The organism is Labrys sp. F242, assembly GCF_057813875.1.
In genome coordinates this window covers 139552-152086 of sequence record NZ_JBVASG010000007.1, presented here as the reverse complement: position 1 = coordinate 152086, position 12535 = coordinate 139552, and the positions used below count along the sequence as shown (strand labels likewise).

Here is a 12535-nt window from a genome sequence, read left to right as displayed (position 1 = left end):
ATGGCATCGACGGCATCACCCGAGCCGACGCGCGTTGACGCCACAGACGATGCCGCGTTCTGGACGCGACCATTCATGATCTCGGTGCCATGACCGTGCTGTGCACCGACAAGACCGGCACCCTCACCTCGGCCCAGATCACCCTCGCCAGCAGTATCGACGTCCACGGCCTGCAGACGGGGCGGCCAGCCACTCTGGCGGCGGTCGCGGCGGATCTAGGTGGTGACCGAGGCTGTCCTGGATTTGTGCTCGCATAAGAACGACGGGGCTCCAGATCATACCCCTGCCGCCTGAAGAGCGGAGGAGAGCACTGGAGATCCTGCACAGTATGGCCCAAGAGGGCTTGCGCAGCATCGCCGTGGCGACGCGCCCATGGTCCGTACCAAGGCAGGAGGTCACAGAGGAGGACGAAAAGGGCCTGACCCTGGAAGGATTTTGTGCTTTCGCAGATTCTCCCAAGCCGACAGCCGGCCCTGCCATCGCCCATCTGGCGAAGATCGGCGTGCAACTGAAGATACTGTCGGGAGACGATCCCCTCGTCATGCGCAGATTGGCCGCTCTGGTCGGCCTCAAGGGAGAGGCAGTCCTGTCGGGGACCGATATCGCCAAACTTGACGATCAGGCTCTCGCTGTACAGGTCCGCTCTGTCGATGCATTTGCGAGGCTAACACCTGATCAAAAATCCCGCATCATCAAGGCGTTGCAAAATTCGCGCGCTATCGTCGGCTATCTCGGCGACGGCATAAACGATTCCCCTGCCTCGACAGTGATGCACTTGCCTTTCTAGGCCTGGAACACGAACTCGGCTTTGATCCAGCGCAAGCCTGGCAGGTTCCCAGGTGACGGCTGCCGATAGGCCGATGCCGAGAGCGCGATACTTGCCCGCCGCATGCTTCCCTTGAGCCAGATCAACGCCATGGAAGCTCGAAAAAGCAAGTCTGCCACCATTCCGATCAAGACACGCCGAGGGCGCGGTCTCCCGCAATCAGGAGGACTCCATGAAAGCCGACATTTCCTCGACCCAGCCACTGGATGTTACGGCTTCGGTTCACCCGGACAGTTACAAGAACATCACCGTTCACCTCGATGGCAGTCCCCAAGACGAGGCTCGGATTTCCCACGGCGAGATGCTGGCGGCCAGTTTTGGAAGCCATCTCACCGGCCTTTTTACCTGCCTCCTACCCGATATTTCGATTTACACCGGTGACATGGGCACCGCGGCCAGCATGGATATGGTGGATCAAATCCAGCAACGTGCCACTGCTGCGATCGAACAATTGCAACTGCGTTTCCAGCGCCTGTCCATCACCAACGAAATTCGACGCATCGAGGATGCCGCAGGGTGGTTATCCTCCCTTGTGGCAACACAGGTCAGAACCTCCGATCTGTTCATCGGCAGTTGCCCTCGCAAAGATGAAGCGGGAACCGATTGGAGACGGATGATCGAGGCCACACTGTTCGAAAGCGGCCGGAGCGTCTATCTGGTGCCTCCTGAACAACAGCCCAGGCAGCCGATCCAGACCGTGCTCATTGGCTGGACCGACACCAAGGAGGCCGGGAGAGCCGTGGCGGAGGCGCTGCCGCTCCTCAAGCTGGCGACCCTTGCCAAGGTTGTGACGGTCAAGGAGGACGAGCAGGTAGAGAACCTCAACGAGGACGTGGATCTGGCGGATATTGCGACTTACCTGGCTCGGCACGGCGTGGAAACGGTCGTTGAAGCCTTTCCTCTCGCCCAGGACGTAACGACCACGCTCCTGCAGGAGGCGCATCGCATCTCCGCAGATCTGATCGTTGCAGGCGCCTACGGGCATTCGCGCGTGAGGGAATGGATCATGGGCGGTACGACGGTTGAGCTCATCGAGAAGACCGATGTTCCGCTCCTGATGGCCCATTGATCGAGGCTGTCGAAAACCGAAACCTCCGCGCACCACAGCGCGGTCGGGAACATATGAGCGTCTGCCTTGGGCCAAATTGATGGTGCCGTACCGAACCTCGATCCTTGTTCATCTGAAGGCGATCTCATGGCTCGCGAACTATCCGTAAAAGACCGACACGAAGCGATTGCGAAGAATGTGTCTCACCATCCAACATCGCCCGGTCCGTCGCGGATGGCTTCGGCAGCGCTCGCCACGATTCCCGCTATTGCGCTGCTGGCAGGATTGCTCGCTGTCGCACTGGGGCAATCGCAGATCGCTCGGCTTCTATGGCTTGGGGGTACGGCGCCGGTCCTCGTCGTCCTCATAGTCACGATCTTGCGTGGACTGGCGCAGGGCAAGATCGGCCTGGACATCATTGCGGCTTTGGCAATGGCGGGAGCCATCGCGGGCGATGAAGCCCTCGCCGGCGTCGTCATCGCCCTGATGTTTGCCGGAGGCCAGGCCTTGGAGCAATTCGCGCAGGGCCGAGCCAGTTCCGCGATGACGGCCCTGCTCAGTCGCGTCGCTCGCAGCGCTCAACGCTATCAAAGTGGCAAGCTCCTGACGGTGCCGATCGAGTCACTATCGCCTGGCGATCGCATCTTGGTGCGCCCCGGCGATGTCCTGCCCGCCGATGGCCTACTAATCGGGCCAGATGCAACCTTGGACGAATCGGCCCTGACCGGGGAACCCATGCCTGTGCGAAGACCTGCAGGCGATGCACTTGCGAGCGGCGTCGTGAACGCAGGGTCCGCCTTCGATATGCGGGTTTCCAGGCCGGCACGAGAAAGCACATACGCCGCGATCCTTCGCCTGGTGGAAGGCGCTCGTCAATCCAAGGCCCCAATGGCGCGCATGGCCGATCGCTACGCCATCGGCTTCCTGATGCTGACCCTGGGGATGGCCGGGATGGCCTGGTGGATCTGGGCCTCCCCGCATCGCGCGCTCGCGGTCCTTGTGGTTGCCACCCCCTGTCCCCTCATCCTCGCCGTACCTGTCGCCCTCGTCGCTGGCATGTCGCGCTGCGCCGGGCGCGGTGTGATGGTCAAGACTGCCGGCACGCTCGAGGCGTTGGCCAGGATCCGCACGGTATTGCTCGACAAGACGGGGACGTTGACTCGCGGCTATCCGTCGATCGCCGTGATCGAGCCCAAGCCATCTGTGAGCGCCGAGCAACTCCTGCGCCTTGCCGGTTCGGTCGGTCAGGCGTCCCATCACGTCATGTCGCAGGCCCTGGTCGAGGAAGCGCGCCGGCGCAATATCAACCTCATTCCGCCGGGTGAGGCCCATGAAAGCGCGGGAGACGGCGTGGAAGGACTTGTCGAGGGGGCGCGCATCAGGATCGGGCGTCAGGACTTCGTCTTGCCTGGCGCTGGCGCGGAAAAGGCCTCCTCGATACCACTAGGCCACGCTGCCCTCTGCATCTCCTCGGATGGACGTTATGTCGGCCGTGTTCTGTTCAAAGACGAGCTACGCCCGGATGCGCATTCAACCCTCGGTGCATTCCGTACCAATGGGATCGAGCGCATCGTCCTGCTGACCGGTGACCGCATCGACATTGCTCGGCCCATAGCGCGATCGCTTGGCCTGGACCATGTCATTGCGGATGCAACGCCCGAAGACAAGGTGGCCGCCGTGAAAGCGGAAAAGTGCCTTGCGCCCACCATGATGATCGGAGATGGCATCAATGACGCACCCGCCCTCGCATTCGCTGACGTTGGCGCCGCGCTCGGGGCACGAGGTGCAGTGGCCGCTTCCCAAGCGGCCGACGTCGTGGTGCTGGTCGATAAGCTCGAACGTGTCGCAGAAGCTGTTGCCATCGCCCGCCGAACCCGTCGGATTGCCCTGCAGAGCGTACTCATCGGCATGGGCCTCTCGCTGGTCGGCATGCTGAGCGCCGCCTTGGGTTATCTGGACCCTGTGGCTGGAGCATTGCTCCAGGAGGCGATCGACCTTGCCGTCGTGCTCAACGCCTTGCGGGCTTTGGGACCGGCATTGCGATCCGCTAACGCGCCCGTGGCCGACTTGTCTGCGGCATGAGGCGAGCCGACGATCCATCGTCTGAGATATCGACCTGAAGGCAAGATCACGCCGGCGTAAAACGGAGGTCAGGCTCAAGATGCTCAGCCAGTCGCTCGAGGAAGGAGCGCTGAGCAGGCAGTATCTTGCGATGCGCTTGCGCCATCACGAACCATTGTGCCTTATCCGCCTCGGGAAACTGCACGATGCGCCGGCTACGAGGCGGCCACTCCATCTCGAACATATTGCTGCGCAGTTGGCCGGGGTCAAAATCGCCCGCCACCGCCCAGGCAGATACCTGTTTGCCGCCAGGTTGAAGGATTTCACCCAGATCAATCGTCCCGGTATCGGGACACGGCGTCCCGAGTTCTTCCTCAAACTCGCGCAAGGCGGCGCCATAAGCATCCTCGTCAGCACCGTACTCTCCCTTGGGGATCGACCAGGCCTGCTCGTCTCGTTTCGCCCAGAATGGCCCTCCGGGGTGAACGAGGAGAACCTCGACGTCGAGGTTCTTCAGCCGATAAAGCAAGATCCCTGCACTCATCTTCGCCATCGGTCACAATTCCTTTGCGCAAGATCAAGGACGTCTTCCCGGGATCCGCTACTCCTTCAGAGACGATGATTTTTTCATCCCGCAGGCGGAGCGAAAACATGACCTATACCAGCATGCTGGTCCATGTGCAGGACAACAAGGAAAGCGACGAAAGGATCAAGCTCGCGGGATTGGTGGCCTCACGCTTCAACGCCAAGCTCATCGGTATCGGCTGTGTGCCCGCGATCGATACCGCGGCAAGGGAGCGTGTGAAGCCGGTTTTTCTCGGCCACGATGCAGCCCATAGCCGCCCGGTCCTGCCCTGGTATGGCGACGAGGACCTGGAGCCTCGGTTCCGCAGTGCGGCGGTCTCCAATCGTGGTGACCTGGAATGGAAAACCAGCATGCAATTTCCGGCTGATGCGCTGTACCATGAAAGCGCCAGGGCCGATCTCCTCATCGTTGGACAGCGCGGCCGCAGCCCTGTCAACCAGCCGCACTTGGCGCTGGATCCGGCAGAAGTTGTGCTGCGTTGCGGCAGGCCGGTTCTGATCGTGCCACCCAGCCTGTCACAATTGGCAGCGGACCACGTCCTCGTGGCCTGGAGTAACACCCGCGAAGCCCGCAGGGCCGTGATTGACGCACTTCCGTTTCTGAAGGAAGCCTCGCGCGTCAGCATCGTCGAGATCGTCGAAGAAGGCGGCAGGGACAACGCCGCGAGGCGTGTCGATGCCGTTGCGGAGTTTCTCCGGCTGCACGACGTCGAAACCCATGCCGAGGTCCTTGAAACGATCGACGGCACGGTTTGCGAGACCCTTCTGGTCCATGCCGAGCAGCAGCATGCCGACTTGATCGTTTCCGGAGGCTACGGCCACGCACGGGCCAGGGAATGGATGTTTGGTGGCGTCACCCGCGATCTCCTGCATTATTCATCCAAATGCTGCCTGCTGAGCCATTAGCGGGCGGATCCGGATTGCACCACTTTCGGGAAAGCAGGCCGGAGGGACGCAGCACTATCGCATGCCCATCAGGTAAATTGCGGCTCCGCCCGCCGCCATAGCAAGAAGACTGATCAATCCAAAAGGTAGAGCGCAGCGCCACCCACCGGCATAGGCAGCCAGGGCCACCTTCGCCGCCCCGTTCACGCCAACAGCCAAGCCGATGGTCAGGGCCGCAGAGTTGGGTGCCATGTCCGCAGGGCTCATCCGAGCAATCGAAATAGTGATCGCATCGACATCCGCTATCCCAGATATAGCGGCGAGCACCATCAACCCCGCCCCGCCATAGGCCTGCTGCAACAGCTTACCGGCCACCAGGACGACAGCCATGAAGGCCGCCAGCTTGAGCGCCGAGCCAATCTCGAGCGGATTGGAAAGCTCGAGTTTCGGCGCCTCATGGTCAACCCTCCTGATCGCCAAGGCACAGGCACCGATCGCCTGGACCGCCGCGGCAGCCAGAACGGGAGGGGCAAGGCTTGTGAGCAGGGCGGGATTGAGCAGGGAAGCGACAAAACCGACACGAAACGCCATGATGGCGCCGGCCGACAGCATACCCGCAACCAGAATCGGCGAGGATTGCGGGTGGGTTCCAGCCATGCGGGCGAGCGCCACCGTGGTCGCCGTGGAGGATGACAGGCCCCCTGCAAGGGATGCCAATATGACGCCGAGCCTGTCGCCAAACAGGCGGATGGCGACATATCCGCCGAAAGAAATCCCCGCGATGAGGATCACAAATAGCCAAAGCTGCCATGGATTGAGTGCCTGCCATGGGTCCACAGGGCGATCGGGAAGGATGGGGAGCAGCACGCAGGACATGGCAAGAAGCACGAGTACGGCCTGGATCTCCGGCCAGGACAGCCCCCGCACCCACCCATGCAGTTGCTCCCGCAAGGCCAGCAGAATGGTCGTCGCCACGCCGGCGGCGGCAGCGATCTGCACCTCACCCACGACCGCATAGGTACCGAGGATGAAGGTGAGCAGGCCCGCCACCAGTGAGGTGGCCGAGAAGTTGCCTTCTGCCTTTGCCTCAAGCCAATGGAATGTCGTGAATGCCCCGGCAAATCCTAAGAATACAAAGCCGAGAATCAGCGGCCCGGCGGGAAGAGACAGGGCGCCGGCGACACCCCCGGTAAGCCCTGTAAGCGCAAATGTGCGAAGCCCGGCGGCTCTCTGGTGGTCTTCCTCCTCGCGTGTCCGCCAGCCCCTTTCCAGGCCGACGAGCAGGCCGATGCCGAGCGCGACCGCAAGGCGGGCAAGAATCTCGGTCTGGTTCATGCCAATTCCGCCACGCCGTGCGAGGCGCCACGCTCATCGATCGTGGTAAGACGGCTTACCGTCCGCGCATCTGAGCGCCAGACATGAAAGGGCTTCATCTTCGATGTCCTTGCGCGATAAGGCTGCGTTGAGACGATGCCATGAAACGCGCCCGAGATCATAGCCGGCCTGCTTTCGTACGACCTGGACGTCGGCATCGGAGGCATCGTTCCTGCGGGCAGACACGCGATGCTCCATGACTGGCAGCGGGGCTTCGAGCCAAAAGCCAGTGAAGCTGACGCCGGCACGCAGCGCAATTCCCTCCGCGACATGCCGCTGTGGCGCACGGGCATAGACGGCGTCCAAAATGACGCTGTACCCCGCGGCCAAGACAAGATCGGCCTTGCGGCTAAGCGAGTCATAGACTGTGCCAGCCGCAGACGGCCCATAACCGGAGGACGGCAGCGATTGCGTTTCGGCGATGCCGGCGATGCGCTTGCGCTCGATATCGCTGCGCAGGACGATGGCACCGGGTGCTCTACCCAGAGCTGGTGCCAGCGCCATGGCCAAGGTGGTCTTGCCCGTCCCCGAAAGCCCGCCGACGGCCGCCAGCCGCGGCGGCAGCTTCACCAGGAAACGATGAGCAAGTTCGAAATACCGCCGAGCCTCCGCCCGACTGGATTCAGCCTCTTCGGGCGCCTGGACCAGGGCAGTCGCCGCCGCGATCTTGGCTCGCAAGGCCGCCCTAATGGATAGGAAAAGGGGTAATGCGGCGAGGCCGACCAGATGGCCCTCGGCTGCACCCCACAAGTATCGATTGAGCACTACATTGGCATGATGGCACAGGCCACGGTCCCAAAGGTCCATCAACAGAAAAGCCAGATCGTACAATACGTCGCAGGTTGCGATCGCCTCGTCGAATTCGATGGCATCGAACAAGGTGGGCTGCTCGTCGATCACGGCAATGTTGCGCAAATGCAGATCCCCGTGACAGCGCCTGACGAAACCAGCCTCGCCACGCTCGATCAAGAGATCGAAACAATCGCGATACGCACGGCGGGCCGCCTCGGACAAGGCTTCGACCTCCTGGACCGGAAACAAGGCTGGGTTTTCGCCAAACGCCTCCTCGTTTTGCCCGATATATCGCTCCAGGCTCAAAGTAGCCTGCAGCCCATCCCGGATCGGTGCTTTCTCATGCGATACCAGGATTGCCGCAACGATATCGACCAGAAGGCTCTCGCCGATGGCGTTGCGATCGGCGAGCCGATCGAGCGTCTTCGTCTCGTCGAAACGCTTCATCTCCACGACCCAGTCGACGACCTCCCCTTCCCCCCTCAGTTGCAGACCGTCATGGGACCGCGTGACAGGTATGGCGTCGAGGTAGATTTGCGGCGCATAGGCGCGATTGATCTCGACTTCCTGCTCACATGCGCGCTTCCGATACTCCACCGTCGACAAGTCCATGAATGGAAAGCGCACGGCCCGCTTAAGCTTGTAGACGCGATCTCCAGCCAGGAAGACGACCGCACCATGGGTATCGATGCGCTGCACGCGTTCGATCCTGCCATGGCTGGCCGGCGAAAGCAGAAACTCGATCACATCCTCCTGGCTGGCAACGACATGGGAGGGGCCAGGAAGAGGCATTTTCAACGTTGTGGAAGCAACCATGGTTCATCCTCATCGGCTTTGCCGGGCAGGCACCTGGCACCATTGGAGGGGATTGGGCCGCGCAGGTATTGATCCAACGCAACATTGTTGAATTTGGCGCGTGAACACGCAGCACAAAGGCACGAATGGCCGTTCTACCATCCTGACGATGCCCAGGCTTTCTGGCAGCAAGAGTGAGGGCCAAGTGCCGATGCGGAAGAGACACGAGACAACGCCACGTCCAATCTGAATAACCGATCTATATTCAATAAATCCGAATTATTATTTATTTTCATTTCTATATAAAGAATAAATACGAAATTAAATTCAGAATATAGTTTTAAAATATAAATACAACGTACAACCACTTAAGAATTTGCGCCTCAGATCAGTCATCTTGATCGAAATCAACTTCTCCATTCCTGGAGTGTGATGGACTGAGGTGGCTGGCAATGTGGCCAGGATCAATGGAGGCCGAATATGAATGACAAGGCCATGCGTCAATCGATCATTGACGCCCTCGACTTCGATCCAAGCATTGAGCCGCTCGTATCGGTGTCGCAGCCGAAAACGGCGTCGTCACGCTGAGTGGTCATGTCGGCAGTTACGCCGAAAAGATCGCTGCCGAAATGCTGGTGCGTCGCATCAAAGGCGTTCGTGCGATTGCCGAGGAAATCGAGGTTCGCTACCCCGACAACAAGAAGACGGCCGACGACCAGATCGCGTCGCGAGCCATTTCGGTCATCTCGTGGGACGCCATGGTCCCCGAAGGCGTCGTCAAGGTGAAGGCCGAAAAAGGCTGGGTCACCCTCGCAGGTACCGTCGACTGGCAGTTTCAGCGCGAGGCCGCCTACCGGGCCGTTCGCAAACTCACCGGTGTCATCGGCGTCACCAACGGCATTGAGGTCAAGGCCCGCGTGCAGGTCCCGGACGTCAAGGCCAAGATCCTGGCCGCGCTGAAACGGGATGCCGAGTTCGAGGCCGACGGGATCAAGGTGAATGTGGTCGGCGACAAGGTCATACTCGACGGCAAGATCAAGGCCTGGCACGAGCGGCAGGTGGCCGAGCGAGCTGCCTGGTCCGCCGCCGGTGTATGTAGTGTCGAAGACAATCTGCACGTCGCCTGAAACAGGGAGGCGTACCGCCCTGTTTTGAACGATTCTTCTTGATAGATCACGTCCGCTTTCCTCTATAGGGAATGTCCTTTGAGGAGGCCGGGCGTGGTCATGCCACAGCAGCATACGTCTATTCAGGACCGGGTGCTCCGAACCGGCCTCGAATGCACGGGTATCGGCACCTGGACCTTTGATATCGCCTCTCAGACATTGACCGTGTCGGCCACGACGCGTGTCCTCTTCGGCCATGGCATCGATCAGCCCTTCGATTTTCACACGTTCCTCTCACTGCTGGACCCCACGGACCGAGAAGCGACGACAACGGCCTTGGACGCCTCGATCGGGTCGGGTGCCGCCTTTGACATCGCCTGCCGCATAACGGCGCCTGGCAAAACAAGTCATTGGCTGCGTCTGCGGGGAGGCGTCCTGAAGGATGACGACGGCAGGCCCCTGCATCTGGGCGGCATCGTGATCGATATCGACGAGGAAAAGCGCCTCGAGGAAGCCCTGCGCACACGCGAAGAGCACCTTCGCTCCATCCTGGAAACCGTTCCTGACGCCATGATCGTCATCGACGAGGCCGGGACCATGCAGTATTTCAGCCGGGCAGCCGAGAGGCTTTTTGGCTATTCCAGATCCATTGCCATCGGTCGGAATGTCAATAGCTTGATGCCGGAACCGGACCGTACGCGCCATGATGGCTACCTTCATCGCTATCAAACCACAGGGTATCGCCACATCATCGGCATCGGACGCATCGTCACCGGCAAGCGTGAGGACGGCACGACCTTTCCGATGCATCTGTCGGTGGGCGAGATGCAATCGGGGGGGCGTCGCTACTTCACCGGCTTCGTGCGAGACCTGACAGAACATCAACAGACGCAAGCCCGACTTTCCGAATTACAGTCAGAACTTGTCCATATGTCCCGGCTGAGCGCCATGGGCGAAATGGCATCCGCCCTTGCCCACGAACTCAATCAGCCCTTGACCGCAATCAGCAATTATCTGAAGGGTTCGCGACGCTTGTTGAGCGCCTCAGGCCTCACTGAGCTCGACAAGGTCGAAATCGCCCTTGATCAGGCGGCCGAGCAAGCCCTGCGCGCGGGACAGATCATTCGGCGTTTGCGCAGTTTCGTCACCCGAAGCGAAACTGAAAAGAGGATCGAAAGCGTCGCCAAGCTCGTCGAGGAGGCGGGCGCGCTCGGCCTCGTCGGCGCTCGCGAACAAGGGGTCTTTCTGCGTTTCGATCTCGATCCCTCCTGCGACCTCGTTCTGGCCGACCGCGTTCAAATCCAACAGGTTCTGGTCAACCTTTTCCGCAATGCGCTTGAGGCAATGCAAGGATCCGTGCGGCAAGAGCTGACGGTTTCCAATACCCCGCTCAGCGACGACATGGTACTCATCCGCGTCGAGGACACCGGCCACGGTATCGCCGGCGACATCAGATCGAGCCTGTTTCAGCCCTTTTTCACCACCAAGCAGACTGGCATGGGCGTCGGCCTTTCCATCAGTCGCACGATCATCGAAGCCCATGGCGGACAGCTTTGGGCCGAGACGAACGAAGCGGGCGGCGCCACATTCCATTTTTCGTTGCCATCCGGTATCTCCGCCGACTTCAAGAATTTGCCCGAGACTTCTTCTGATGCCGAATAATGCCAGGGTCTTTATCATCGACGACGACGCGGCCGTGCGGGACTCGCTCGCCTTCCTCCTGTCGGCCTCCGGCTTTTCCGTTACCGTTTTTGAAACCGCCGGGCGTTTTCTCGGCGCCTTGCCCCAGCTCGGTTTCGGCTGCGTGATCACGGACATTCGCATGCCCGAGATCGATGGCATCGAATTGCTCAGGCGTTTGAACTCCGCGGCCGTTCATTTGCCGGTCGTCGTCATGACCGGCCATGGCGATGTGCCCCTTGCCGTGGAAGCCATGAAGCTGGGCGCAATGGACTTCCTGGAAAAGCCGTTCGAGGACGAACGCCTTGTCAATGTCCTGCATACAGCATTCGAACAAAGCACCAGGGCGACGAAAGTCGCCACCGACACGCGCGAACTGGCCGCTCGTCTCGCCTCCCTCAGCCCGCGCGAACGCCAGGTCATGAACGGCTTGGTTGCCGGCCTGTCGAACAAGATGATCGCCAAGGACTACGACATCAGCCCGCGCACCGTCGAAGTCTATCGTGCCAATGTCATGACGAAGATGCAGGCCGGCAGCATCTCCGAGCTGGTCAAGCTGGCGATCCGGAGCGGTGCCCTGAACGATTGACGCCTTTTGGCGGCGTTGCCGGCATAGCACGATCGCGTCTTGCGATCGATCACGCCACGACCAGATCGTTGGAGACGTCTGTCACGCCAGGCGCCCGCCAGGCGGTTGCCGCCGCGATCTGCCGCTCATGCTGCGACTTGACCGTGCCCGTCAATTTGACCTGCCCACCTTCGGCGCTCACCTGGATGGTTTGAGGATCGAAGAACCATGACCTGTCCAAGGCATGAGTAATGTCGTCACTGATATTGGACACGTTTACCTGCGGCTTGATGGTAATAAAATTGGTAACGCCCAGCACGCCAGGCAGTCGCCAAACGCATTGTTCCGCCGCTTCTTTCTGGTAGTTCCATTTCACTTCACCGTTGAGAGTAATCCAGCCATCCTCGACCACGGCCTGAACGCTGGCGGAAGGAACATAGACGTCTTCATTCAGGCGAAAGGCCGCCGAGGCTGCGATCTTATCGTCACTGATGCGAACATCGCCAGGAAGCTTGATCTCGATGTGCTCGATCACGGCCTTGACCCCTTTGACCCGACGAGCCGCCATTTCCGCGCTGCCTTTCTCGGCAAAACTCGCGACATGGCCCGTAAGCGTCACGACACCATCCTCGGCCGTCGCACCAACATGACCGGCCGCCACGCTCGGCTCCCAGGCCAGCTCGTCGAGAACGGCTTGCTGCAGCTTGCTATCGTTCGACATTGCTCTCTCCGTCTTTCATCGTCATCTCGGGCGACCACCACCCCAGAGACAGGACGAAACTCCCATTGAAGGGCGCGGCATGCCTTGACACCGA

9 protein-coding genes and 2 pseudogenes are annotated in these 12535 nt (G+C 60.6%); 7 read left to right on the top strand and 4 right to left on the bottom strand.

The features are described from left to right. Positions 1-65: 65 nt before the first annotated feature. From ACZYTC_RS30845 to ACZYTC_RS30835, 3 genes and pseudogenes are all read left to right on the top strand, one after another. Positions 66-760, top strand: a pseudogene (locus ACZYTC_RS30845) (HAD family hydrolase); the annotation flags it as partial. A 238-nt stretch (positions 761-998) separates the two neighbouring features. Beyond that, a complete protein-coding gene (locus tag ACZYTC_RS30840; RefSeq protein ID WP_488991358.1) occupies positions 999-1895 on the top strand; it encodes a universal stress protein in 897 nt (298 codons plus the stop codon). A gap of 213 nt (positions 1896-2108) precedes the next feature. After that, positions 2109-3956 (top strand): heavy metal translocating P-type ATPase, encoded by a 1848-nt coding sequence (locus tag ACZYTC_RS30835; RefSeq protein WP_488991357.1) that lies wholly within the window; start codon positions 2109-2111, stop codon positions 3954-3956. Between the two features lie 46 nt (positions 3957-4002). Here the strand turns inward: ACZYTC_RS30835 and ACZYTC_RS30830 are convergent, their stop codons facing one another. Continuing rightward, complete coding sequence (locus ACZYTC_RS30830; RefSeq protein WP_488991356.1) at positions 4003-4488, bottom strand: NUDIX hydrolase; 486 nt, start codon at positions 4486-4488, stop codon at positions 4003-4005. A gap of 14 nt (positions 4489-4502) precedes the next feature. On the opposite strand from ACZYTC_RS30830, the gene ACZYTC_RS30825 reads away from it, so the two are divergent. Beyond that, positions 4503-5426, top strand: coding sequence for a universal stress protein (locus tag ACZYTC_RS30825; protein ID WP_434960315.1), 924 nt, complete (start codon positions 4503-4505; stop codon positions 5424-5426). A 54-nt stretch (positions 5427-5480) separates the two neighbouring features. Here the strand turns inward: ACZYTC_RS30825 and ACZYTC_RS30820 are convergent, their stop codons facing one another. Then, entirely contained in the window at positions 5481-6740 is a 1260-nt protein-coding gene (locus tag ACZYTC_RS30820) for an MgtC/SapB family protein (RefSeq protein WP_488991355.1), read from the bottom strand. Positions 6741-6773: 33 nt separating this feature from the next. Then, positions 6774-8387 (bottom strand): bifunctional aminoglycoside phosphotransferase/ATP-binding protein, encoded by a 1614-nt coding sequence (locus ACZYTC_RS30815; protein WP_488991354.1) that lies wholly within the window; start codon positions 8385-8387, stop codon positions 6774-6776. A 459-nt stretch (positions 8388-8846) separates the two neighbouring features. Here ACZYTC_RS30815 and ACZYTC_RS30810 point away from each other — a divergent pair. From ACZYTC_RS30810 to fixJ, 3 genes and pseudogenes are all read left to right on the top strand, one after another. After that, positions 8847-9493, top strand: a pseudogene (locus tag ACZYTC_RS30810) (BON domain-containing protein). Positions 9494-9592: 99 nt separating this feature from the next. After that, a complete protein-coding gene (fixL, locus tag ACZYTC_RS30805; protein ID WP_488991401.1) occupies positions 9593-11134 on the top strand; it encodes a sensor protein FixL in 1542 nt (513 codons plus the stop codon). Continuing rightward, positions 11124-11741, top strand: coding sequence for a response regulator FixJ (gene fixJ / locus ACZYTC_RS30800; protein ID WP_434960312.1), 618 nt, complete (start codon positions 11124-11126; stop codon positions 11739-11741). The genes fixL and fixJ overlap by 11 nt, the downstream gene beginning before the upstream one ends. A 49-nt stretch (positions 11742-11790) precedes the next feature. Here the strand turns inward: fixJ and ACZYTC_RS30795 are convergent, their stop codons facing one another. Beyond that, positions 11791-12441, bottom strand: a complete 651-nt coding sequence (locus ACZYTC_RS30795; protein WP_434960311.1) for a BON domain-containing protein — start codon at positions 12439-12441, stop codon at positions 11791-11793. Between the last annotated feature and the right edge of the window lie 94 nt (positions 12442-12535).

Coding starts and splice junctions, on each gene's coding strand:
- ACZYTC_RS30840 (WP_488991358.1), top strand. CDS start 999: ATGAAAGCCGACATTTCCTCGACCCAGCCACTGGATGTTACGGCTTCG.
- ACZYTC_RS30835 (WP_488991357.1), top strand. CDS start 2,109: ATGGCTTCGGCAGCGCTCGCCACGATTCCCGCTATTGCGCTGCTGGCA.
- ACZYTC_RS30830 (WP_488991356.1), bottom strand. CDS start 4,488: ATGGCGAAGATGAGTGCAGGGATCTTGCTTTATCGGCTGAAGAACCTC.
- ACZYTC_RS30820 (WP_488991355.1), bottom strand. CDS start 6,740: ATGAACCAGACCGAGATTCTTGCCCGCCTTGCGGTCGCGCTCGGCATC.
- ACZYTC_RS30815 (WP_488991354.1), bottom strand. CDS start 8,387: ATGGTTGCTTCCACAACGTTGAAAATGCCTCTTCCTGGCCCCTCCCAT.
- fixL (WP_488991401.1), top strand. CDS start 9,593: ATGCCACAGCAGCATACGTCTATTCAGGACCGGGTGCTCCGAACCGGC.
- fixJ (WP_434960312.1), top strand. CDS start 11,124: ATGCCGAATAATGCCAGGGTCTTTATCATCGACGACGACGCGGCCGTG.
- ACZYTC_RS30795 (WP_434960311.1), bottom strand. CDS start 12,441: ATGTCGAACGATAGCAAGCTGCAGCAAGCCGTTCTCGACGAGCTGGCC.